The 22565-nt window shown below is 71.3% G+C and carries 18 protein-coding genes; 12 read left to right on the top strand and 6 right to left on the bottom strand.

Features of this window, described 5'->3' with window-relative positions:
• Positions 1–51 precede the first annotated feature (51 nt).
• Genes LPW41_RS15130 through LPW41_RS15115 form a run of 4 tightly spaced genes read left to right on the top strand, consistent with a single transcriptional unit; the run spans position 52 to position 4686 of the window.
• The gene (locus LPW41_RS15130) at positions 52–1014 is read left to right on the top strand and encodes a carbohydrate ABC transporter permease (RefSeq protein ID WP_230705301.1); all 963 of its coding nucleotides are present in this window, start codon (positions 52–54) and stop codon (positions 1012–1014) included.
• The gene (locus LPW41_RS15125; protein WP_144834474.1) at positions 1011–1904 is read left to right on the top strand and encodes a carbohydrate ABC transporter permease; all 894 of its coding nucleotides are present in this window, start codon (positions 1011–1013) and stop codon (positions 1902–1904) included. Before LPW41_RS15130 ends, LPW41_RS15125 begins: the two co-directional genes overlap by 4 nt.
• Before the next feature lie 11 nt (positions 1905–1915).
• The gene (locus LPW41_RS15120; protein WP_230705300.1) at positions 1916–3172 is read left to right on the top strand and encodes a family 1 glycosylhydrolase; all 1257 of its coding nucleotides are present in this window, start codon (positions 1916–1918) and stop codon (positions 3170–3172) included.
• Positions 3169–4686, top strand: coding sequence for an alpha-N-arabinofuranosidase (locus LPW41_RS15115; RefSeq protein WP_154097670.1), 1518 nt, complete (start codon positions 3169–3171; stop codon positions 4684–4686). Before LPW41_RS15120 ends, LPW41_RS15115 begins: the two co-directional genes overlap by 4 nt.
• A gap of 186 nt (positions 4687–4872) precedes the next feature.
• On the opposite strand, the gene LPW41_RS15110 is transcribed toward LPW41_RS15115, so the two are convergent.
• Positions 4873–5454 carry an acireductone dioxygenase gene (locus LPW41_RS15110; RefSeq protein WP_144834480.1) on the bottom strand — a complete coding sequence of 194 codons (582 nt, stop codon included), beginning with the start codon at positions 5452–5454 and terminating at the stop codon, positions 4873–4875.
• Between the two features lie 213 nt (positions 5455–5667).
• On the opposite strand from LPW41_RS15110, the gene LPW41_RS15105 reads away from it, so the two are divergent.
• Genes LPW41_RS15105 through mtnK form a run of 4 tightly spaced genes read left to right on the top strand, consistent with a single transcriptional unit; the run spans position 5668 to position 10560 of the window.
• The gene (locus LPW41_RS15105; protein WP_154097669.1) at positions 5668–6762 is read left to right on the top strand and encodes a substrate-binding domain-containing protein; all 1095 of its coding nucleotides are present in this window, start codon (positions 5668–5670) and stop codon (positions 6760–6762) included.
• A complete protein-coding gene (locus tag LPW41_RS15100; RefSeq protein WP_230705299.1) occupies positions 6759–8318 on the top strand; it encodes a sugar ABC transporter ATP-binding protein in 1560 nt (519 codons plus the stop codon). Before LPW41_RS15105 ends, LPW41_RS15100 begins: the two co-directional genes overlap by 4 nt.
• Positions 8315–9367 (top strand): ABC transporter permease, encoded by a 1053-nt coding sequence (locus LPW41_RS15095; RefSeq protein WP_230705298.1) that lies wholly within the window; start codon positions 8315–8317, stop codon positions 9365–9367. The genes LPW41_RS15100 and LPW41_RS15095 overlap by 4 nt, the downstream gene beginning before the upstream one ends.
• The gene (mtnK, locus tag LPW41_RS15090; protein WP_230705297.1) at positions 9364–10560 is read left to right on the top strand and encodes an S-methyl-5-thioribose kinase; all 1197 of its coding nucleotides are present in this window, start codon (positions 9364–9366) and stop codon (positions 10558–10560) included. Before LPW41_RS15095 ends, mtnK begins: the two co-directional genes overlap by 4 nt.
• A gap of 7 nt (positions 10561–10567) precedes the next feature.
• On the opposite strand, the gene mtnB is transcribed toward mtnK, so the two are convergent.
• The 3 genes from mtnB to LPW41_RS15075 are packed head-to-tail and all read right to left on the bottom strand — an operon-like array spanning position 10568 to position 13067.
• Positions 10568–11200, bottom strand: coding sequence for a methylthioribulose 1-phosphate dehydratase (gene mtnB / locus LPW41_RS15085; RefSeq protein WP_230705296.1), 633 nt, complete (start codon positions 11198–11200; stop codon positions 10568–10570).
• Complete coding sequence (gene mtnC / locus LPW41_RS15080) at positions 11197–11898, bottom strand: acireductone synthase (RefSeq protein ID WP_230705295.1); 702 nt, start codon at positions 11896–11898, stop codon at positions 11197–11199. The genes mtnB and mtnC overlap by 4 nt, the downstream gene beginning before the upstream one ends.
• The gene (locus tag LPW41_RS15075) at positions 11895–13067 is read right to left on the bottom strand and encodes a hypothetical protein (RefSeq protein WP_230705294.1); all 1173 of its coding nucleotides are present in this window, start codon (positions 13065–13067) and stop codon (positions 11895–11897) included. The genes mtnC and LPW41_RS15075 overlap by 4 nt, the downstream gene beginning before the upstream one ends.
• A 240-nt stretch (positions 13068–13307) precedes the next feature.
• On the opposite strand from LPW41_RS15075, the gene ddaH reads away from it, so the two are divergent.
• Both ddaH and rocD read left to right on the top strand, forming a co-directional pair.
• Positions 13308–14204: a dimethylargininase gene (gene ddaH / locus LPW41_RS15070; protein ID WP_144834493.1), complete on the top strand. Its 897-nt coding sequence runs from the start codon at positions 13308–13310 to the stop codon at positions 14202–14204.
• Positions 14201–15418, top strand: a complete 1218-nt coding sequence (rocD, locus tag LPW41_RS15065; protein ID WP_144834494.1) for an ornithine--oxo-acid transaminase — start codon at positions 14201–14203, stop codon at positions 15416–15418. The genes ddaH and rocD overlap by 4 nt, the downstream gene beginning before the upstream one ends.
• A gap of 90 nt (positions 15419–15508) precedes the next feature.
• Here rocD and LPW41_RS15060 read toward each other — a convergent pair whose 3' ends face one another.
• Complete coding sequence (locus LPW41_RS15060) at positions 15509–17053, bottom strand: molybdopterin-dependent oxidoreductase (protein ID WP_230705293.1); 1545 nt, start codon at positions 17051–17053, stop codon at positions 15509–15511.
• Positions 17054–17271: 218 nt separating this feature from the next.
• On the opposite strand from LPW41_RS15060, the gene LPW41_RS15055 reads away from it, so the two are divergent.
• The gene (locus LPW41_RS15055) at positions 17272–20442 is read left to right on the top strand and encodes a carbohydrate binding domain-containing protein (protein ID WP_230705292.1); all 3171 of its coding nucleotides are present in this window, start codon (positions 17272–17274) and stop codon (positions 20440–20442) included.
• Between the two features lie 62 nt (positions 20443–20504).
• Here LPW41_RS15055 and LPW41_RS15050 read toward each other — a convergent pair whose 3' ends face one another.
• A complete protein-coding gene (locus LPW41_RS15050; RefSeq protein WP_144834499.1) occupies positions 20505–21449 on the bottom strand; it encodes an SDR family oxidoreductase in 945 nt (314 codons plus the stop codon).
• Positions 21450–21615: 166 nt separating this feature from the next.
• Here LPW41_RS15050 and LPW41_RS15045 point away from each other — a divergent pair, with 166 nt between their 5' ends.
• On the top strand, positions 21616–22455 hold the full coding sequence (locus LPW41_RS15045; protein ID WP_230705291.1) for a helix-turn-helix transcriptional regulator: 840 nt from the start codon (positions 21616–21618) through the stop codon (positions 22453–22455).
• Positions 22456–22565 lie beyond the last annotated feature (110 nt).

Genomic DNA, 22565 nt, shown 5'->3' with positions numbered 1-22565 from the left:
CCCGCGTCGCCCCTTCCGTGTCCTCACCTCCGCTTCTCGAACAGGACGACCATGACCACTCACGCCCCGAGCGCGCCGCCCCGTCGGCGCGGGGCCTACCGGCCGCCAGCCCCGATCGGCGGTCGCGGACCCCTCCGGCACAGCCCCCGCCGGCGTCTCACCGTCGTCGCCTTCCTGACCCCCGCGATCGTCATCCTCACGGTCTTCGTCGCGTGGCCCATGATCTCGGCGCTGCGACTGTCGTTCACGGATGCCAGCGGCTTCGGCCGCGAGAAGTTCGTCGGTTTCGAGAACTACGTTCGCGTGTTCACCGACGAGGACATCCTGCGAGCGATGGGTAACACCGCGCTGTACGCACTGCTGTTCACCCCGATCGCGATCGCCCTCGCCCTGGGCTTCGCGCTCCTGCTGAACAACCCTCTGCTGCCGCTGCGGGGCGTCTTCCGTACTGCGCTCTTCACCCCGTTCATCGTCTCTCTCGCGGTGGCCGCCTTCGCGTGGTCGTACCTGCTCGACCCCCAGATCGGACTGCTGAACTACTGGCTCCGAGGTCTCGGCATTCAACTCGGCAATGTGCTGCAAGACCCAACCCTCGCCATGCCGGCCGTCGTGCTGGTGGCGGTGTGGAAGAGCTTCGGCTTCTACATGGTGATCTTCCTCGCCGGTCTGCAAGACATCCCGACGAGCCTCTACGAGGCCGCCCGCGTCGACGGAGCGAGCGCGGGGCAGCGCTTCCGCAACATCACCTTCCCGATGCTCGGCAACACCATGGGCTTCGTCGTCATCGTCGCGCTCATCGCTGCTTTGCAGGCCTTCGACCAGATCTACGTGATGACCGGCGGCGGCCCCTACGGCAGCACGCAGACGATCGTCATGGAGATCTACCAGTCGGGCTTCCGCAAGCTCGAGCTCGGTTTCGCCTCCGCACTGTCGTACGTGCTCCTGCTCATCACCCTGGTGCTGAGCCTCACCCAGTTCCTCTTCTTCTCGCGTCGAGAGAAGGACGCCGCATGACCGCCCTCGCCGCCTCGCCCGCCGTCACGGCATCCGAAGCCCCCTCCCCCCGCGTCTCGCCGCAGCGACGTCGCCGCCGCCTGGTCTCCGCGCTGCTGCTGGTGGTGGTGGCCGCGTCGACGCTGGCCTTGATGCTGCCAATCCTGATCATCGTGTTCACGGCCTTCAAGCCCGTGGCGGAGGTGAACGCCTACCCGCCGACGTTGGTGCCGGGAGCCTGGACGCTCGACAACTTCACGCGCATCTTCACCGAGCTGCCGTTCGCGCGGCTCATCGCGAACAGCTTCGTCTTCGCCGGCGGGGTCACCGCCTTCGCGCTGGTGTTCGACTCGCTCGCCGCCTATGCGCTGGCGCGGCTCGACTTCCGCGGCAACAAGATCTTGCTCATCGCGATCATCGCGAGCCTCATGATCCCGTTCCAGGCGACGCTCATCCCGATCTACCAGCTCGTGTCCGATCTCGGGTGGGTCAACTCCTACGCGGGACTCATCGCGCCGCGCGCAGCCGACGCCTTCGGCATCTTCTTCCTGCGTCAGTTCTTCCTGTCGCTGCCGCGCGATCTCGACAACGCCGCACGCATCGACGGCGCCGGCGAACTGCGCATCTTCGGCAGCATCGTGTTGCCCAACGCCGTTCCGGCGTTGCTGACCCTGGGCATCTTCACCTTCGTCAACAACTGGAACGACCTGCTTTGGCCGCTGGTGTTCACCACCGACGCCGAGATGGGGACGGTCACCTCGGGGTTGACACTGCTGACGGGCCCGGGCGGCATCATCCCCCAGGGCGTGATGATGGCCGGCTCGCTCATCGCGCTGCTGCCACTGGCCATCCTGTTCCTGATGATCCAGAGGCGTTTCGTCGAGAGCGTCGGAACGTCGGGACTGAAATGAGAGAGCGACGGATGCCGAGCACCCCCTGGTACCGCGATGGACGCCTGCACTTCGGGGCGGGGATCGAGAACACCTTCGTGCCGCAGGAGCGGCCCGGGGAGCGCGCGATCGACGAGTACGCCCTCACCGAGCACTACGACCGGTGGAGCGACGACCTCGATCTGGCGGTCTCGGTGGACGCCGAGTTCCTCCGCTGGGGGATCCCCTGGCACGTGGTCTCCCCCGAGCCTGGCCGGTGGGACTGGTCGTGGACCGATCGGGTGCTCGACGGCTTCGCCGAACGGGGACTCCGCCCCATCGTCGACCTGCTGCACTACGGGACTCCGACCTGGGTCGAGGGAGAGTTCACCCACCCCGACTACCCGCGGTTCGTCGCCGAGTACGCCCACCGCGCGGCTGAGCGTTACCGCGATCTCGCCACCGACTACACCCCGGTCAACGAGCCGATGCTGCACGCCCTGTTCAGCGGCGAATACGCCTACTGGCCGCCGTACCGCGCCGGCATAGAGGGTCTCGTCGAGGTCTCTACGGCGATCGCACGCGGCTTCGTGCTCACCCAGGAGGCCGTCGCGGGGGTGCTCGGCGAGGCTGCGACCTTCGTGCACGTCGATGCATCGATGCGGTACGCGGGAGACATCGATGCGCCCGAGCACCGCGACACCGCTCACCGGTACGCGCACCAGGCCTTCCTCGTCGAAGACCTGGTCACCGGTCGCGTCGGCCAGGACCACCCGCTGCTGCCCGTCCTCCGCGACAACGGCATGGCCGATGAGACCCTCGCCTGGTTCGCCGAGAACGCCGTGCAGCCCGACGTCATGGGGGTGAACTACTACCCACGGCACTCCACGGAGCTGTTCGAGGCCGGCGTGCACCACGTGGGCGGCTTCGCCGATCCACGACCGACGCGCGACGACGGTGTGGGCGGCCTCACCGAGATGCTGCGCACGTACGCCGCGCGCTACGGGGCTCCGGTGATGCTCGCCGAAACCTGCGTGACTGACGATGTCGGGACGCGGCTGGACTGGCTCGATGCCTCGGTCGCGGCCGTGGAGGGCCTTCGCTCCGACGGCGTCGACATCGTCGGGTATACGTGGTGGCCCCTGTTCGACATGTACGAGTGGACCTACCGGCACAGCGACCTGCCGCGATCCGCCCACCTTCTCACCATGGGTCTGCACGACCTCGTGGAGACCCCTGACGGGCTCGCGCGCCGCCGTAACCCCGTCGCCGACCGATTCGCCGCACACGCATCCCGAGGAGCACGATGACCACCGCCCGACTCACCGTCGACCCCCGCTTCCCGATCGGGGCCGTGCGCCGCCGTCTGTTCGGCGGGTTCGTCGAGCACCTCGGCCGCCACGTCTACGACGGCATCTACGAACCCGGTCATGCCGAGGCCGACGAGCAGGGCTTCCGCCGCGACGTGCTCGAGCTCGTGCGCGAGCTCGGCGTCTCGATGATCCGCTACCCCGGCGGCAATTTCGTCTCGGGTTTCCGCTGGGAGGACAGCGTCGGTCCGCGCGAGCAGCGCCCCCGCCGTCTCGACCTCGCGTGGCACTCGACGGAGACGAACGAGGTGGGCCTGCACGAGTTCGCCGACTGGCTCGACAAGGCGGGCAGCGAGCTCATGCTGGCCGTCAACCTCGGCACCCGCGGCGTTCTCGAGGCGCTCGACCTGCTCGAGTACAGCAACGTTCCCGGCGGCACCGCGTTGTCGCAGCAGCGCATCGACAACGGCCGCACCGAGCCGTTCGACGTGCGTGTCTGGTGCCTCGGCAACGAGATGGACGGACCGTGGCAGCTCGGCCACCGCTCCGCGGACGACTACGGCAAGCTCGCGGCTCAGACCGCCAAGGGCATGCGGCAGATGGACCCCTCGATCGAACTCGTCGTGTGCGGGTCGTCGGGCGCCGCGATGCCCACGTTCGGCGAGTGGGAGCGCGAGGTGCTCACCCACACCTACGACGACGTCGACATGATCTCGTGCCACGCGTACTACCAGGAGCACGACGGCGACATCGACTCGTTCCTCGCCTCGGCCGTCGACATGGACCGCTTCATCGAGGCGGTGGTCGCAACGGCCGACCACGTCGGAGCCGTGCGCGGGAGCGACAAGAAGATCGACATCTCGTTCGACGAGTGGAACATCTGGTACCAGACCCGCTTCCACGACGTCGATCAGCTCTCCGGGATCGACAACTGGCCGGTCGCCCCGCGTCTGCTCGAAGACGTGTACTCGGCGGTGGACGCCGTCGTGTTCGGCAGCCTCATGATCTCGCTGCTCACGCACGCCGACCGCGTGGCATCCGCCTCTCTCGCCCAGCTGGTCAACGTGATCGCGCCGATCATGACCGAACCGGGCGGGCCCGCGTGGCGGCAGACGACGTTCTTCCCCTTCGCGATCACGTCGCGCCTCGCGCAAGGCGACGCGGTGCGTCTGCGGGTCGAGGCGCCCACGATCGACACGGCGAAGCACGGCACGGTGTCGGCGGTGGATGCCGTGGCCACGCATGACGCCGAGACGGGCGCGAGCGCGATCTTCCTCGTGCATCGCGGTCGCGGTGAGGCGGTCGAGCTCGCGATCGACGTCAGCGGCCTGGGCGACGTCGAGGTCGCGGAGGCCCATGTGCTGCACGACGACGACCCCTACGCCCGCAACACGCTCGACGACCCCGAGCGGGTGGGACCGTCGACGCTCGAGACGCGCCTCGCCGACGGCCTCCTGCACGTCACGCTCCCGCCCATCTCGTGGGCGGCACTGGCGCTGCGCCGCGTCGGCTGACGACGCCGCCATCAGCGGTTCGGGGCGGATTCTGTCGTTCGGGGCGGAGAATCCACGCCCCGAACGGCGAATCCCGCCCCGAACCGGGGCCGCAGGGCCAGGATGGTCGCGACATCCCGCACGTGGAAACGCCCGCTCCGCGCAGTCCCCGAGGGGAGCCGCGCGGAGCGGGCGTTCGTGCGTACGTCAGACCAGCTGCGCGCGGCGCGCGGAGAGCTGGTCGAAGCTCGCGAACGACTCCGCGATGGGGCTGCCGGTGAAATGGCCCACCCAGCCGTCGTCGTCGTGGAAGAAGCGCACGCTGACGTAGTGGGGCGAGGTGCCCATGTCGAACCAGTGCGTGGTGTTGGCCGGCACCGAGATGAGGTCGCCCGCCTCGCAGTACACGGCGTGCACCTTCTCGTTCGCGTGCAGGTAGAACACGCCCGCGCCCTTGGCGAAGTAGCGGTCTTCGTCGTCGTCGTGCTTGTGCTCCGACAGGAACTTCTCGCGGAACGGCGTCTTCACCTCGTCGTAGTCCGCCTGCGCGGGGTCGAGGGCGACGACGTCGACGAGGGTGTAGCCCTCTCGCTGCTTCACCTCGTCGATCTCGCCCTGGTACAGCGCGAGCACCTCGTCTTGCGAGGCGCCGGGGGCGACGTCTTTGACCTCCCAGCGCGAGAAGCGCGCGCCGAGGCCGGCGAGCGCCTCGCGGATCTCGGCTTCGTCGGTGGTCTCGAGCACGGGCGTGCTCGGGTCGGTCTCTTTCCAGACGGTCAGGAGCGTCACGGCTCCTCCTCTCGACGCGATATGAGCGGAATGACTCGATTGTGTCTCCGATCCGCACCGAATGCCCACTCCCGAGGCCTCATCCGCCTCGCGGGTGTAACAAAGTGCAACCTCGACTAACCGGCCGATCGCGCCTGCTGCTTGACTGCTCGACGGCCGCCCGGACCCGCCCGCGACGCGCCCCCACTCCGCTCCCTCGACGAAGGGGACCCCGTGTCCATTCGATCCCACCGCTGGGCGACGCTCGTCGCGACCGCCGGCATCGCCGCCCTCGCCCTGACCGGCTGCGCGCAGCAGAACACTTCGACCCCGGCGGCATCCGCGGCTCCCGTGCAGAAGCTCGCCGACCTGCCCGCGCCCTTCGACGGGGCGCCGCTGAAGGTCGCGCTCGTGCAGCAGTCGGGAGCCGGCGACTACTTCACCGCGTGGACGGCCGGCGTCAAGGCGCAGGCGACCGCCGCCAACATCGATCTGACCGTCTTCGACGCGCGCAACGACAACGCCAAGCAGGCCTCCGACCTCGAGCAGGCGATCGCCTCGAAGCCCGATGCGATCATCGTCGACCACGGTCAGACCGACACGATCGAGCCGGGAGTGCACGAAGCGGTGGATGCCGGCATCCCGGTCATCATCTACGACCTCGCCCTCAAGGACACCGACGGCGTCATCGTGACCTCGCAGTCCGACGCGTCGATGGCGCAGGGCGTGCTCGACCAGATGATCGCCGACGTGGGCGACGGCGCGAAGGTGGGCCTGGCCAGCACCGACGGCTTCGCCCCGCTCGAGCGCCGCAAGAAGGTGTGGGACGAGGTCGTCTCGGAGCACGGTCTCGACCAGCTCTTCTTCACCGGCAAGGTCACCGAGTCGACCGCGACCGACAACATCCCGCTCATCGACGCGGCGCTGAAGTCGAACCCCGGCGTGCAGGCGATCTTCGCCCCCTACGACGAGATCACCAAGGGCGTCGTGCAGGCCGTGCAGCAGAACAACCTGCAGGACAAGGTCAAGGTCTACGGCATCGACATCTCGAACGCCGACATCGAGGTCATGACCGCCGACGGCAGCCCCTGGGTGGCCACGAGCGCGACCGACCCCTCCGCCGTGGGCGCCGCCGTCGTGCGCGCCCTGGCGCTGAAGCTCGCCGGTCAGCTCGACGAGACGAGCGTGCAGTTCCCCGCCGTCACGATCACCCGCGACTTCCTGCTCGAGAAGGGCATCACCAACGTCGCGCAGCTGCGCGAGGCCGAGCCGTCGCTGCTGCTGGGCGACACCGTGGTGGCCGACTGGCTGCCCGCGGTCTCGGGATGACCGGACCCCTCCACGACGCCGCCCGGACGCACGACACCTCGGTCGTGCGCCTGAGCGGCGTCGGCGTGCGCTTCGGCACCAACCAGGTGCTGCGCGGCGTCTCGCTCGCCCTCGAGCCCGGCAGCATCACCGCGCTGCTCGGCACGAACGGCGCGGGCAAATCCACCCTCATCGGCGCCGTCTCGGGAGCCAACGCGGGGTACACGGGCGACATCGCCGTCGGGGGAGAGGTGCTGCGGCTCTCGTCTCCCGCGCGTGCCCGCCGCGCCGGGATCGAGACGGTGCACCAGCGCATCGCCGACGGCATCGTGCCGGGGCTGAGCGTCGCCGACAACCTCGCTCTGACCGACCTCGCCACCGGCGGTCACCGTCTCGTGCGCCGGGCCGAGGCGGAGCGGATCGCGCGGGCGGCCCTCGAACGCCTGGGGCTGTCGTGGTCGGATGAGGTCTTGAGGGCGGATGCCGCCCGCTTGGGCACCTCCGACGCCCAGCTGCTCGTGCTCGCCCGCGCCCTGCGCTCGACTCCTCGACTGCTCATCCTCGATGAGCCCACGTCGGCGCTCACCGCCGCCGAGGCCGACCGCCTGTTCGCGGTGCTGCGCACGCTGCGCGACGAGGGCCTGTCGATGCTGTTCGTCAGTCACCGCTTCGGCGAGATCGAGCGCCTCGCCGACCGCATCGTGGTGCTGCGCGACGGCGGGCTCGAACTCGACGCCGCGCGACCCTTCGACTGGCACGCGGCGCTGGAGGCCATGCTCGGCGTCCCCACCGAACTGCAACAGCACATCACCGAGCCGCTCCCCGCGACCGACGAGGTGCTCGCGGTCGTGGGGGCCGCGCTGCTCCCCGGCAGCGACCCGCTCAGCCTCTCGGTCGCGGGAGGACAGGTCACCGGCATCCTGGGCCTGCTCGGCGCCGGCAAGACCGAACTCGCCGAGGTCATCGCGGGGGTGCGTCCCGCGAGCGGCGCGCGCCTCGTGCTCGACGGGGAGACCTACCGGCCGACCTCGCCCGCGGCCGCGATCGCCGCCGGCGTGGTGCTCGTGCCCGAGGACCGTCAGCGCCAGGGCATCCAGCCCGGCTGGTCGATCGCGCATACGGTCGGCCTGCCCGTGCTGCGCGCCCTGTCGCGCGCGGGCGTCATGGCCACGCGCCGCGAGCACGCCGCCGCCGACGAGGTGATCGACGCCTACGGAGTGGTCGCGCCCTCGGCCGATGCGCGGGTCGACGACCTCTCGGGCGGCAACCAGCAGAAGGTCGTCGTCGGCCGCTGGCTGCGCACCGGCCCGCGGGTCGCCGTGCTCGACGAGCCGTTCCGCGGCGTCGACATCGGCGCGCGCCGCCGCATCGGCGACGCCGCCCGCGCACGGGCCGCCGAGGGAGCTGCGGTCGTGGTGCTCTCGAGCGACGTCGACGAAGTGCTCGACGTCGCCGACCGCATCGTCGTGCTCGTCTCGGGACGCATCGTGCTCGACACCCCCGCCGGAACCCTCGACCGCGCGCGCATCGTCGCCGCCCTGCTCGACGACCCCGGCCACCGGAAGGAAATCGCATGACCAGCGTGTCCACCGCCGCCCCCGTGCGCGCGGGCCTCGGCTCCCGCGCGATCGACGCCGTCGCGAAGTGGGGCTTCGTCGCCGTCACGGTGCTTCTCATCGTGTTCTTCGCCCTCACCGAGCCGGCGTTCGCGACCCCCGAGAACGTGTTCGGGATGCTGAAGTACATCGCCCCGATCGGCATCGCCGGTCTCGGGGTGACCCTGGCGATGACCGTGGGCGGCCTCGACCTCTCGGTCGGCGCCAACGCCGGGTTTGCCGTGTCGATAGCGGCGTGGACCCTCGTCATCGCCGGTCAGGTCGGCGGGATCGCCGTGGGCGTCGTGCTCGTCTCGGGTGCGCTCATCGGGGCGGTCAACGCCGCGCTCATCGTGTTCGCGCGCATCCCCGACCTGCTCGCGACCCTCGCCACGATGTTCACCGTCGTGGGGCTCAAGCTCATCATCGTCGACGGCAAATCGATCTCGTCGCAGATGACCCTCGACGACGGCACCACCGCTCCGGGCAGGTTCACCCCCGACTTCCTGTGGTTCGACCGCGGCGCGATCGGCCCGGTCTCGGTGCCCGTGCTGCTGTTCCTCGGCCTCACGATCGTGCTGTGGTTCGTGCTCGACCGCACGCGGTGGGGCCGCGCGCTCGCCGCAGTGGGCTCGAACCCCGAGGCCGCCCGGCTCGCCGGCATCCGGGTCCGCGCCTATCGCGCCGCGGCCTACATCGGCTGCGGCATCCTCGCCTCGATCGCCGGTCTCGTGCTGGCCGCCCGCATCGGTCAGGGCGACGTCTCGGCCGGCAACAGCCTGCTGCTCGACGCCGTGGCCGTCTCACTTGTGGGGGTCTCGGTGCTCGGCATCGGTCGCCCGAACGCGTGGGGCACGGCCCTCGGCGCGGTGCTGATCGCCGTGATGGTCACGGGGTTCTCGATGATGGGGCTGCCGTACTACATCCAAGACTTCGGCAAGGGAGTCGTGCTGCTGGTCGCCCTGCTGTTCAGCTTCACGTTCCGCCGTCGCAAGACCACCATCGTCGCCGGGAGCACCACCGCATCATGACCCTCGTCACCGATCAGCTGACCAGCGGCACCGTCGCCGCCTACCTCGCCGCCCGCCCGCACCTCGCGGGGCCGGTCGATCCGGCATCCATCGTCTCGGTCGACGAGGTCGGCGACGGCAACCTGAACCTCGTCTTCATCGTGAAGGATGCCGCCGGCAACGGCGTGGTCGTCAAGCAGTCGCTACCGCACGTGCGCGTCGACCCGACCTGGCCGCTCACCCGCGAGCGCGCGGCCCGCGAAGCCGTCGTGCTCGGCGCGCACGAGCGCATCGACCCCGCGCACGTGCCCGGGTTCTACGGCTTCGACGCCGAGAACCTCGCCCTCTCGATCGAAGACCTCAGCGACCACTCCGTGTGGCGCGGAGAGCTCAATGCCGGTCGCCTGCACCCCTATGCCGCGGCGCACCTCGGCGAGTACGTGGGCGCCGTCGGCTTCGCCACCAGCGTCTTCGGCACGCCGGGGCCCGAGCGACGTCGTCGCATCGCCGAGGCGACCAACCCCGAGCTCAGCGAGATCACCGAAGACCTCGTCTTCACCGAGCCCTACGTCGACCACGAGCACAACGGCTGGCTCGACGCGAACGCCGACGACGTGCGCGCGCTGCGCGCCGATCGCGCGTTCGTGCGCGAGATGGGCCTGGCCAAGCAGCGCTTCCAGGAGAGCACGCAGAGCCTCATGCACGGCGACCTGCATACCGGGTCGGTGTTCGTGCGGGCCGAGGGAGAGTCGGTGCGCGCGTTCGACTCCGAGTTCGGCACCTACGGCCCGACCGGCTTCGACCTCGGCGCGGTGTGGGCGAACCTCGTGATCGCCGCCGCCCGCGCGCACGTGCTCGGCCGCACCGCCGACGCCGAGACCCTGCTGCGTCTGCCCGTGCCGCTGATCGAGGCGTTCGAGGCGGAGTTCCGCCGCCGCTGGCCCGACCGGGTTGACCCGCGCGTGTACGGCGACGAGGTGCTCGAGCACACGCTCGCGCAGGTGCGGTCGGATGCCGCGGTGTACGGCGCCGCGAAGGCCGTGCGCCGCATCGTGGGATTCTCGAAGGTCGCCGACATCCTCACCCTGCCCGCGCCCGAGCAGGCGGAGGCCGCCCGCCTCGTGCTGCGCGCCGCGCGCCGACTCGGCACCGCGCGGTTGGACGACAGCGACCCGCGCACCCTCACCGCGCTGACGGTCGAGCTGCTGGGCTGAGGCGGGCTCAGCGCGTGGCGACGGCGAAGCGCAGCAGCCACTCCGCGATCTCGAGGTGGCGGCGGGCCGCGGCGACATCGACGCCCCAGGCGTACATGCCGTGGCTCGCGACGATGAGCGCGGGCACCTCGGGCACCTCGGCCGTCGCGGGCACGTAGACCTCGTCGAAGCGGGCGGCCTCGACCCGCATGTCCTGGTCGTTCGCGATCACCGGGACCGTGACGGCCTCGTCGTGCGCGAGGTGGCCGATGCCCTTGAGCATCTCCATGTCGCGGATCTCGACGCCCTCGGGCCAGCGGTGACCGGCGACCACGGCGTCGAACGCGTGCACGTGGAAGACCGCGCCCGCACCCGTGCGCGCGGCGATGTGGGCGTGCAGGCCCGCTTCGGCCGACGGCGGCCGGGTGTCGTCCGGGTCGAGCGCGTCGCCGGCCTCGTCGATGAGCACGACGTCGCGATCGGTGAGCTCCGACTTGTCGAGGCCCGAGGCGGTGACGGCGAGCACGAGCGGGTCGCGCTCGACGACGACCGAGAGGTTGCCCGAGGTGCCGCGCATCCAGCCGTACCCCGAGAAGCGCGAGGCCTCGGCCGCGAGGGCGGCTCCGGCCGCGCGCACCCGGTCGGGGTGGGGGAGCGTCATCGCGCGACCTCGAGCTCGTCGAACGAGGCGACCGTCTCGGTGCCGAAGGCGGATCCGGCCCAGGGCTCGCCGGCGCGGTCGAGGGCGACGACCTGCCACCCGGCGGCGCGCGCGGCGGTGACCTCGTCGGGGTGGTCGGTGAGGAAGATCGCCCGCTCGGGGGCGACGCCCAGGGCAGCGGAGATGCGCTCGTACGAGGCCGCTTCTTTCTTGGGTCCGGCGCTGACAGTGTCGAAGAAGTCCTCGACCAGCACCGTCAGATCGCCCTGGGGCGCGTGGCGGAACCACGGCACCTGCGAGGCGATCGAGCCCGACGAGTACACGGCCAGGCGCACACCTTCTTCGTGCCAGGCGCGCAGGCGCGGGGGCACGTCGTCGAAGAACTGCGAGTGGATCTCGCCGGCGGCGAAGCCCTCGGCCCAGATGATGCCCTGCAGCGTCTTGAGCGGGGTGGATTTGACGTCGGATGCCATGAGTCCGCGCAGCGCTTCTGCGATCTCGGCGTCGGTGGCGTCGGCATCCAGCCCCGTCTCGACGATCGCGTCGGCCCGCGCCGCGCGCACGGTGTCGTCGTCGCGGCCCAGCACCTCGTCGAGGCGGGGGCGCGCGTAGTCGTAGAGGTCGCCGAGGATGAAGCCGGCAGCACTGGTGGTGCCCTCGATGTCGAGCACGACGACGTCGGCGGAGATGCGGGTCATTCGGGGGCCTCTTCGGTGGGGGTGATCGGAACGGGGTGGAAGGCGATCGTGTCGGGCTGCACGGTCGCGGCGACGGGTGCGGGCTCGTCGAGGGCGCGGCGGCGCACGACCGCCGGAGTCGGCGCGGGCGCGTCGGCGTCGACGGTGAAGTGGTCGCCGACGCGAGCCGGTTCGAAGGTGCCGCGGCTGGTGGCGATGCGGGTGACAAGGCGCGGGGGAGTGACGTCGAACGCGGGGTACCAGGCGTCGATCACGAGAGGGCTCGCCGTGCGCTGACCGAGCACCTCGAGCACCTCGCGCGGATCGCGGTCTTCGATGACGATGTCGGCGCCGGTCGGAGCACCGGGATCGGGTGCCTCGACCATCGCGAAGTAGGGGACGCCGAACGCTGCCGCCGCGGCGGCGTGGGCGAGGGTGCCGACCTTGTTGACCACCGAGCCGTCGAGGGCGACGCGGTCGGCGGCGGTGACGACCGCGTCGATCGGACCCGAGCCGACACCCCGCGGAGAGGCGAGGGCGGCCGCGGCCATGCCGTCGGTGATGAGCGTCACCTTCTGGTCCAGCTCGCGCAGCGAGTGCGCCGTCAATCGGGCGCCCTGGAGATAGGGACGGGTCTCGGTGGCGATCCACTCGATCTCGCGTCCCGCCTCACGGGCGGCGGCGACGAGTCCGAACAGGTAGGCGTCGGCCCAGCAATGGGTGAGGATGCGCGGCGACTCCGGCAGCAGCGACAGCGTCGCGCGGCCCAGGCGCAGGCTCGCCTCGCGGTAGTCGCGGTCGACGGCGGCGGCGGTGTCGACGGTGGCGGCGACCAGGGCGGCGGTGTCGTCGGCATCGCGCCCCGCGGCGAGGATGCGGGCCACGGCGTCGCGCGGGTGGGCGTTGGTCGGTCGCGCCGTCGCGAGCGCCCGACCCGCGCGGCCGAGGGCGGTGCGGGCCTCGCCCACCGGCAGCTCGCGCGCCTGCAGGGCGGCCAGGGCCATGCCCGCGGTCGCGGCGTACAGCGGACCCGAGCTCTGGGTCACCATGTCGCGGATCGCGGTGGCGACCTCGTCGGGCGTCGCGGCATTGACCCACTCCACCCGGGAGGGGAAGACGCGCCGATCGAGGATGCGGACGACCCCCGCGGCCTCGTCGAGGACGACGGAATGTTCGAGGGTGGCAGACATCGCCGCCATCCTCCCACGGGGCGGTGCGGCGCATGCGGTGCATGACGCCGTGCGACGGCCGCCGGGCCGAGCCGCCGCGTCGCTCGCGCCCCTCCGCGCGCGCGTGCGAGAATGACACCGGCGTGCTCGGACCGACCTTTCCCCGCACGGCGCCTCATGAAGCTGGTGAGCGCCGCCGGGTTCGAAGGGCCACCGAGCCCCAGGACAGCGTCCGCCGCACCTTTCCTCCGAGGAGCAGAGATGTCCGCTACCCCCACCGCCACGCCCACATCGAACGTGGCCTCCGCGACGGCGACCGAGCGGGTGCAGCAGCACCGCCGGTACCTCATGTGCCGCCCCTCGCACTTCACGGTGAGCTACAGCATCAACCCGTGGATGGAGCCCTCGCGGCCCACCGACACCGACCTCGCGGTGAAGCAGTGGCAGGCGCTCTACGACACCTACGTCGCGCTCGGCCACGAGATCGAGCTCATCGACCCGCTCGAGGGCCTGCCCGACATGGTCTACACGGCCAACGGCGGCTTCGTGATCGACGGCATCGCGTACGGCCCGAAGTTCCGCTTCCGCGAGCGCGCCGCCGAGGCGCCCGCGTTCATCGACTGGTTCGCGGCGAACGGCTTCGAGGTCGCCGAGCCCGTCGAGGTCAACGAGGGCGAGGGCGACTTCCTGCTCGTGGGCGACACGATCCTCGCCGGCACGGGCTTCCGCTCGACCGGTGACAGCCACCGCGAGGTCGGCGAGGTGTTCTCGCGCGAGGTCGTGTCGCTGACGCTGACCGACCCGCGGTTCTACCACCTCGACACCGCGATCTCGGTGCTCGACCCCGTCGAAGGCCCCGGTGGAGTGGAGAAGGCCAACATCGCGTACCTCCCCACCGCGTTCGACGAGAAGAGCCAGGCGATCCTGCGCGAGCGCTACCCCGATGCCATCCGGGTGTCGGATGCCGATGGCGCGGTCTTCGGCCTCAACTCGGCCAGCGACGGCAAGAACGTCATCATCTCGCCGCGCGCCGTCGGCTTCGAGGCGCAGCTGCGCGAGCGCGGCTACACCCCCGTCATGGTCGACCTCTCCGAGCTGCTGCTCGGCGGCGGCGGCATCAAGTGCTGCACGCTCGAACTGCGAGGCGGATCGCGATGAGCACCACCGTCGACGACCTCGGCGCACGTCTCATCGCCGAAGAGGGCGCGCACCTCGCCCACAACTACCACCCGCTGCCGGTCGTCGTCTCGCGCGCCGAGGGCGTGTGGGTCACCGACGTCGAGGGCAAGCGCTACCTCGACCTGCTCTCGGCCTACTCCGCGCTGAACTTCGGACACGGTCACCCCGCGATCCTGGCCGCCGCGCGCGAGCAGCTCGAACGCCTCACGCTCACCAGCCGCGCGTACCACAACGACCGTCTCGGTCCCTTCGCCACGGCGCTCGCGCAGCTCTGCGGCAAAGACACCGTGCTGCCGATGAACACCGGTGCCGAGGCCGTCGAGACCGGCATCAAGGTCGCGCGCGCCTGGGGCTACCGCACCAAGGGCATCACCCCCGATGCCGCGACGATCATCGTCGCGAACGGCAACTTCCACGGCCGCACCACCACGATCGTCGGCTTCAGCGACGACCCCACGGCGCACGACGACTTCGGTCCGTACGCGCCGGGCTTCGTGCACGTGCCATACGGAGACGCGGATGCCATCGCCGCGGCGATCGACGAGAACACCGCCGCGGTGCTGATCGAGCCCATCCAGGGCGAAGCGGGCGTCGTGATCCCGCCCGAGGGGTTCCTGCAGCGCGTGCGTGAGATCTGCACCGAGAACAACGTGCTGTTCATCGCCGACGAGATCCAGTCGGGTCTCGGACGCGTGGGCGAGACCTTCGCGTGCGACCGCGAGGGCGTCGTGCCCGACGTGTACCTGCTCGGCAAGGCGCTCGGCGGCGGCATCCTGCCCGTGTCGGCCGTCGTCGCGAACGACGACGTGCTCGGCGTCATCCACGCGGGCGAGCACGGCTCGACCTTCGGCGGAAACCCGCTGGCCGCGGCCGTGGGTCTGCGGGTCGTCGAGATGCTGGCATCCGGAGAGTTCCAGACCCGCGCGAAGGCGCTGGGCGCCCACCTCGAGGCGTCTCTGCAGACGCTCATCGGCCACGGTGTCACCGCTGTGCGCATCGCAGGCCTGTGGGCCGGGGTCGACATCGACCCGTCGTACGGCACCGGGCGCGAGGTCGCCGAGAAGCTGCTGGCCCGCGGCGTGCTCGTGAAGGACACGCACGGTCAGACGATCCGCATCGCTCCGCCGCTGACGATCCGTGCGACCGAGCTCGACTGGGCTGTCGAGCAGATCCGGCACGTGCTCGCGGCCTGAGCGCGCTTTCCCCGCGTGAGGGGTCGTTTCCTGTCGCCTCCGGACGCCGCACGCGACCGAAGATGACCCCTCACGCGACCGGGGGCCGGGTCAGGCCACCGACACCGTGCGCTGGTCCCAGCCGGTCGCGCCGTCGGGAGCGGGCGCGGCCGTGTCGGAGGTCTGGGTTTCGCCGGTGGCCGACACCGCGCGGCACCGGATGACGTGCGAGCCGCTCGCGGCGTTCCACGGCAGGCTCCACTGCACCCACGTGTCGGCCGAGATCGCGGTCGCCAGCGTCGCCTTCTGCCAGGGGCCGTCGTCGACCTGCACCTCGACGCCCGAGACGCCGACGTGGGTCTGCCAGGCGACACCGGCGATGACGGTCTCGCCCGCCGCGACCTGCGCGCCCGAGCGCGGCACGTCGATGCGCGACTGCAGCTTCACGGGTCCCCGCTCCGACCAGCCGCGCGAGGTCCAATACCCCTCGGCGCGGTCGAAGCGGGTGACCTCGAGCTCGCTCACCCATTTCGTCGCCGACACGTAGCCGTACAGGCCCGGCACCACGAGGCGCACCGGGAAGCCGTGCTCGATCGGCAGCGGTTCGCCGTTCATGCCGATCGCGAGCAACGCGTCGCGGTCGTCGGTGAGGGCTTCGAGAGGGCTGGATGCCGTGAACCCGTCGACCGATCGCGAGAGCACCATGTCGGCCTCGGCCGTCGGCTTCGCTCGCGCGAGGATGTCGCGGATCGGAACGCCGAGCCAGCGCGCGGTGCCGATGAGCGACCCGCCCACCTCGTTGGAGACGCACACGAGGGTCGCGACGGTCTCCTTCTGCGGGAGGGCGATCAGGTCGTCCCACCGCAGCACGACCTCCTGTTCGACGAGGCCGTGCACGCGCAGGGCCCAGGTGGCGGGGTCGACCTGGGGCACGATCAGCGCGGTGTCGATGCGGTAGAAGTCGGCTGAGGGCGTGACGACGGGTGCGAGCCCGTCGATCCCGAGGTCGGCCGCGGCGGGGACGGTCGTCGTCGTGGCGGGCGACGGCAGGCGCAGCGCGGCCCGCACCGCGCTGACGGCCCGGGCGCCCCCGCTCAACGCGAACGACCCGGCGGTGGCCATCACTCCGGCCAGCACCGCTACGCCGGAGAGGGCGAGAACGCCGCGGCGGGTGACGCCGTCGTCGTCACCGGATGCCGCAGACGCGCGCCCGCGACGCAGCCGGGCGATCAGCACACCGGCCACCAGGGCGGCGGCCGCCCCGGCGATCAGCGACGGCACGGGGGAGAGGGTGCCGGCATCCGCCCGCGTGAACGACACGATCGCCCCGACGACGCCGACGGCGACGAGCGCGACCCGACCCCACGGGGCCTTGCGCCGCTCGAGGACGCCCGCGGCGCCGGCGACGACGAGCAGCAGCACCGCGATGCCCACCAGCAGGGCGGCCTTGTCGCCCGTGCCGAAGAGGTCGATGGCCAGGTCTTTCGCCCACGCGGGGGCGAGGTCGATCATGCCGCCGCCGATGACGGCGAACGGGCTCGCGGTGGGCGCGACGATCGCCGCGGCGAGCTCTCCGAGGCCGGCGCCGAGCACGGTGGCCGCGATCGACGCGACGATCGCGGGCAGGTCGCGGCGGCGGGAAGATGCGGGGGTCACGCACGGAGCCTATGGAGCGCCGGACGCGATGGCTCCGGGCGCGCGGGATTCACAGCCAACCGGAATCACCCCGGGTGAGGGGGCTGGGTCTCGCGGGTGAATAGGCCTGCCGTTCGTTGACTCGCCCCACAGCGGGTTCTTACCGTTTTGGGAGCGCTCTCACGGGCGCCCCGCGAGCCCGACTCGCGGACCGCCACCCCCGATCGATGAGGACGAGGATGACCGTTACACCCAGACCCCTATGGAGCCGCGGATTCGCCGTGGCCGCCCTGACGGGCTTCGTCGCGACAGGGCTCGCGCCCACCGCGGCGCAGGCCGACGACGACACCGTCGACACGCTGTACTCCTTCGAGGACGGCACCTCCGACCACGTCCAGTGGGGCGCCGCCGGTGCGGGAGTGGAGCGCCTGGCCGACTCCGGCCTCGCCTCGTTCTCGAGCGCACCGAACGCCGCTGTGCTGTCGTACGGCTTCGATCTCGGGCTCGACCCGCACTACGGCGGGATCGGCTTCGAGTACACCGGCTCCCGCCCCGCGCAGGACTGGAGCGCCTCCGACGGCGTGCAGTTCTGGTTGCACAGCGACGGCAGCGGCTCGTCGATCCAGGTCGAGATCGTCGACGCGACCTCGGCGACAGCCACCGTCGGCGACCGTTGGGACACCGTCGTCCCGCTCGGCAGCGCGGGATGGCACCTGGTGCGCATCCCGTTCTCGCAGTTCTCGTATGCGACCGACCACCAGGACGCCGGAGCGCCGAACGACGGCACCCTCGACCTCTCGTTCGTGCGCGGTCTGCTGTTCCCCGCGAACAGCGGAGCGGCCACGGTCAAGCTCGACGAGATCGGTCTCTACACCGGCGCTTCCGACCCGACCGACCCGACCGACCCGACCGACCCCGACGAGGGCGGCACCGCGCCGACCGGACGGGTGATCGAGGACTTCGAGTCCGACCTGCGCCGCGGCGACCCCTCGGCCGTGCCCGCCCTCGGATGGTTCACGGCGCAGGGTGCGGGCAACGTCCCCACCTTCGACCGGGTGGCGGACGCCGAGCGCCCCTCCGCCGCCGCCGACAACGACGTGCTCGACGTGGGCTTCGACACCCGGTCGTGGGCGGTTCTCGTCGACGCCTTCACCCCCGACGGACAGACGTGGGTGCCGCAGGACTGGAGCGCCTTCACCGGCGTCGGGTTCTGGATGAAAGGCACCGGTTCGGGGGCGCCCCTGTTCTTCGACCTGATCGACAACCGCAACCCCGACTCGACCGTCGACGACGCCGAGCGTTTCTCGACCCGGTTCGTCGACGACGTGGCGGGCTGGCGGTTCATCGAACTGCCGTTCGCTGACTTCACCCGCAAGAACATCGGCAACGGCGCCCCCGACGACGGGCTCACCCTGACCGACGTGCACGGCTTCGGCATCGGCGTCGAGCAGTCGTCGCCGGTCGTCGCCCCCGACCTCCGTTTCGACGACGTCACTCTCTTCGGCACGGCCGACCCGAACCGACCGATCGCGGTGAACCCGGCGCGCGCCGTCTTCACGGTCGAGGAGGGCGCCGACGCGCAGGTCGGCGTGCGACTCTCGCGCACGAGCGACACCGATGTGACGGTGAGCTGGCGCACCGAGGCCGCGACCGAGCGCACCTCGACCGAGGACCTGCCCGCCGCCCCCGACCGCGACTACGTGTCGGGGTCGGGCAACGTGACCATCCCCGCGGGCTCGCGGGAGGCGACGATCACGGTCCCCACGATCGACGACGGCAAGGACGAGGTCGACGAGACCTTCCTCGTGCGCTTCTCGGATGCCGTGAACGCGCAGCTCGGCACGGTTCCGGTGGCCCGCGTCAGCATCACCGACAACGACGCCCCCGTCGACGGGTTGATCGACGACTTCGAGAACGGCACCACCGGCCTGGACGGTCTCGGCGAAGCGGGACTCGCGACGCGCGAGATCGCGGCATCCGCCCCCGACGCCTACCCGGGTCAGGACTCCTTCGAGAACGTCCTCGACGTGACCGGCGCGGGCGGCTACGCCCACCGGTTCGCCCAGCCCCAGGACTGGAGCGCGAAGAACGGACTGGGCTTCTGGTACGACGGTCGCGGTGACGGCAGCCGGGTGACGGTGGGCCTCGACGACGGTGCCGGAGCGGGCGCCGCCGCGCAGGGCTCCCCCGAGGACTGGGTGCTGCAGTGGTCGGACGAGTTCGACGGCGCGGCCGGGACTCCCGCCGACCCCCGTTACTGGACCTATGAGACCGGCGGATGGGGCTGGGGCAACGACGAGCTGCAGTACTACACCGACTCGACCGAGAACGCCGCCCACGACGGGAACGGCAACATGGTCATCACGACCAGGGCCGTCGACGACGCGGCCGCATCGGGCCTGTCGTGCTGGTACGGACCGTGCAAGTACACGTCGGCGCGACTGATCACCGAGGACAAGTACACCTTCCAGCACGGCCGCGTCGAGGTCCGCGCCAAGATGCCCGACGGCGAGGCGGGGATCTGGCCCGCGATCTGGTCTCTCGGCGACGACTTCCGCGAGGTCGGATGGCCCCAGACGGGCGAGATCGACATCATGGAGTACGTCGGCAAGCTTCCCACCGAGATCTTCGGCACCATCCACGGCCCGGGCTACTCCGGTGGTCAGTCGTTCGGCGGTACCCACGACTTCGGCACCGACCTCAGCAACCAGTGGCTGACGTTCTCGGTCGAGTGGGAACAAGGGCAGATCCGCTGGTACGTGCAGCGCGACGGCGGCGAGCGGATCCTCTTCCACACCGCGACGCCCCAGGACGTCGCCCCGAACGAGTGGGTGTACGAGCACCCGTTCTTCCTCCTCATGAACATGGCGGTCGGGGGCAACTTCGGCGGGGCACTGTCGAGCGACCTCACCTTCCCGCAGGAGCTCGCGGTGGACTACATCCGCGTGTACCAGGCTCCCGATGCCGCTGAGCGTTTCGAGACGACGTTCGTCGACGACCAGGCGGGGTGGCGCTGGGTCGAGCTGCCCTTCGCCGGCTTCTCCCGTGCGGGCGAGCAACCCGAGGGGGCGGCCGACGACGGTCTTGGTCTGACGGCGGTGACGGGGTACCAGGTCGAGGTCGCGGGCACGGCATCCACCGGTCCCGTGTCGATCGACCGCGTGCGTCTGTTGAACGCCATCTCGGCGACGGGCGGCTCGGGCACGACGACGGCCGCCGAAACGACCACGCCGACCGCCGTCCGGGCGAGCACCGTCACGACCTCCGCGGCAGCGGTGGGGACGGCAGCGCCCGCGGCCCTTGCTTCGACGGGGGCGGAGAGCCCGCTCGGTGGCCTGGCCGTCGCTGCGGCCCTGCTCGGGGTCGGGGTCTTCGCCGGGCACCGCGTCAGACGGCGCCGCCTCGGCTGAGGGTCACCGTCAGAGCCGACTCCGGAGCGCCGCGGCATCCGGAGTCGGCTCTTGCGCGCGCGTCAGGTCCAGGCGTCGGCGACGCCCGCGAGGGGGAGGGAGGCGTCCCAGACGCGATCGGCCTCGGCGAGATCGCGCAGCGGCCGGTACAGGGGGTGGGTCCCCGGGGCGCCGCCCAGGTTGCCGAGGCCGGTGGGGCCATAGAGCACGTCGCTGCGCGGTGAGGCGGTCGTCGCCGCGGCCAGGGCGGGGAGCGCGGCGGTCTCGACCGTGCCGAGCAGCAGTCCACGCGCCGAGAGCCAGCGCACCACGCGCACCCCGACGGTGTCTTCGTCGCGTCCGAGCTCGGGGCGGGCGGCGAGCAGGTTGGTCGGGGCGACGCCGGGGTGCGAGACGACGCTGCGCACGCCCCATCCCTCGCGCCTCGACCGCTCGTCGAGCGCGCGGGCGAACAGTCCGAGCGCGATCTTCGAGCGGCCGTAGGCGCGCGCACCGTCGTACGAGCGCTCGCTGTCGAGGTCGTCGAAGGAGAGGCGACCCGTGCGCGCCGCGACGCTCACCTGCGACACGATGCGCGCGTTCCCGGCCCGCAGCAACGGCCAGAGGTGCCCGACGAGAGCGACGTGAGCGAGGTGGTTCGTGCCGAACTGCAGCTCGTGGCCGTCGGCCGTGACCTGGCGCGAGGGCGGGGTCATCACCCCGGCGTTGTTGATCAGCAGGTGCACCGGCGCCCCCTCTGCCCGAAGGGCCTCACCGAAGGCGGAGACGGATGCCAGTGACGACAGGTCGAGATCGTGCACCGCGACCCGCGCGGAGGGGGTCTTCTCGCGCAGCCGCGCGACGACGCCCTCGCCTTTGGCGCGGTTGCGCACGGGCAGCACGAGCTCGGCGCCGGCGTCGACGAGGCGCTCCGCCATCACCACGCCCATGCCGTCGCTTCCGCCGGTGAGCACGACGCGACGGCCGGTGAGGTCGGGGAGGGTGATGTCGATGTCGCTGCGGGCCATGTCGGTCTCCTTGGTCGGTGTGTCCCCAGCGTCGCGCGATCGACGCCGCAGAGACAGGGCCTGGCGATCCGAGGCTGCCCGGGGCACGGCATCCGCTCAAAGGGGGATCGACGCGTCCTGGCACCGCCCGGGAGCGCCGGGTAGACAGGAGGCCGAGGGGGACACCGTGATCGATCGAGTCGCACTGGCGCATTTCCTGCGCACCCGCCGTGAGGCGCTGCAGCCCGAAGACGTGGGGCTGCCGCGCGGAGTGCGTCGGCGCACCCGGGGCCTGCGCCGCGAGGAGGCGGCCGCGCTCAGCCACATGTCGGTCGACTACTACGCCCGGCTCGAGCGCGAGCGCGGACCACAGCCGTCGGAGCAGATGCTGGCCTCCATCGCCCAGGGCCTGCACCTCTCGCGCGCCGAACGCGACCACCTGTTCCGCCTCGCGGGGCACGTGCCCGCCGATCGCGGCACCGGAGGTGAGCACATCAGTCCCGGGCTGCTGCGCGTGCTCGACCGCCTCGACGACACCCCGGCAGAGGTCGTCACCGAACTCGGCGAGACGCTGCGGCAGTCCCGCCTGGGCGTGGCGCTGACCGGCGACGCCTCCCTGCGCCGCGGCGCGCACCGCGGCCTCGGCTACCGATGGTTCGCCGACCCGGCCTCGCGCGCGGTGTACGACCCGCGCGACCACGCGTTTCTCAGCCGGCTGTTCGCCGCGGGGCTCCGCGAGCTCGTCGGGCGTCGCGGGCCGCAGTCGCACGCGGCCGACCTCGCCGACGACCTGCGCGGGCGCAGTGCCGAGTTCCGCGACCTCTGGGACCGGCACGAGGTGGGCCTGCGCCCCGTCGAGACCAAGCGTTTCGTGCACCCGAGCGTGGGCACGATCGAGGTGCACTGCCAGACCCTCGTCGACCCCGAGACGGCGCATTCGCTGCTCGTCTACACCGCGGCCCCGGGCACCGAGAGCGCCGAGAAGCTGCGGCTGCTGGCGGTGCTCGGGCCGTCGGTGCCGGCGTGAGGGGCGGCTCGGGCGCGGTGGGGCGCTGAGACGGCATCCCGCTGACGAGTCGGCTGCAGCTCGACACCGTTTCGTCAGCGAGATGCAGCCTCGGCGCCCTCGCCGTTTCA

Source organism: Microbacterium sp. JC 701 (assembly GCF_021026215.1).
Classification (GTDB): Bacteria; Actinomycetota; Actinomycetes; order Actinomycetales; family Microbacteriaceae; genus Microbacterium; species Microbacterium algihabitans.
The sequence above is the reverse complement of the archived record's forward strand: the minus strand, read 5'-3'. Positions and strand labels throughout refer to the sequence as shown.

Coding starts and splice junctions, on each gene's coding strand:
- LPW41_RS15130 (WP_230705301.1), top strand. CDS start 52: ATGACCACTCACGCCCCGAGCGCGCCGCCCCGTCGGCGCGGGGCCTAC.
- LPW41_RS15125 (WP_144834474.1), top strand. CDS start 1,011: ATGACCGCCCTCGCCGCCTCGCCCGCCGTCACGGCATCCGAAGCCCCC.
- LPW41_RS15120 (WP_230705300.1), top strand. CDS start 1,916: ATGCCGAGCACCCCCTGGTACCGCGATGGACGCCTGCACTTCGGGGCG.
- LPW41_RS15115 (WP_154097670.1), top strand. CDS start 3,169: ATGACCACCGCCCGACTCACCGTCGACCCCCGCTTCCCGATCGGGGCC.
- LPW41_RS15100 (WP_230705299.1), top strand. CDS start 6,759: ATGACCGGACCCCTCCACGACGCCGCCCGGACGCACGACACCTCGGTC.
- LPW41_RS15095 (WP_230705298.1), top strand. CDS start 8,315: ATGACCAGCGTGTCCACCGCCGCCCCCGTGCGCGCGGGCCTCGGCTCC.
- mtnK (WP_230705297.1), top strand. CDS start 9,364: ATGACCCTCGTCACCGATCAGCTGACCAGCGGCACCGTCGCCGCCTAC.
- mtnB (WP_230705296.1), bottom strand. CDS start 11,200: ATGACGCTCCCCCACCCCGACCGGGTGCGCGCGGCCGGAGCCGCCCTC.
- mtnC (WP_230705295.1), bottom strand. CDS start 11,898: ATGACCCGCATCTCCGCCGACGTCGTCGTGCTCGACATCGAGGGCACC.
- LPW41_RS15075 (WP_230705294.1), bottom strand. CDS start 13,067: ATGTCTGCCACCCTCGAACATTCCGTCGTCCTCGACGAGGCCGCGGGG.
- ddaH (WP_144834493.1), top strand. CDS start 13,308: ATGTCCGCTACCCCCACCGCCACGCCCACATCGAACGTGGCCTCCGCG.
- rocD (WP_144834494.1), top strand. CDS start 14,201: ATGAGCACCACCGTCGACGACCTCGGCGCACGTCTCATCGCCGAAGAG.
- LPW41_RS15055 (WP_230705292.1), top strand. CDS start 17,272: ATGACCGTTACACCCAGACCCCTATGGAGCCGCGGATTCGCCGTGGCC.
- LPW41_RS15050 (WP_144834499.1), bottom strand. CDS start 21,449: ATGGCCCGCAGCGACATCGACATCACCCTCCCCGACCTCACCGGCCGT.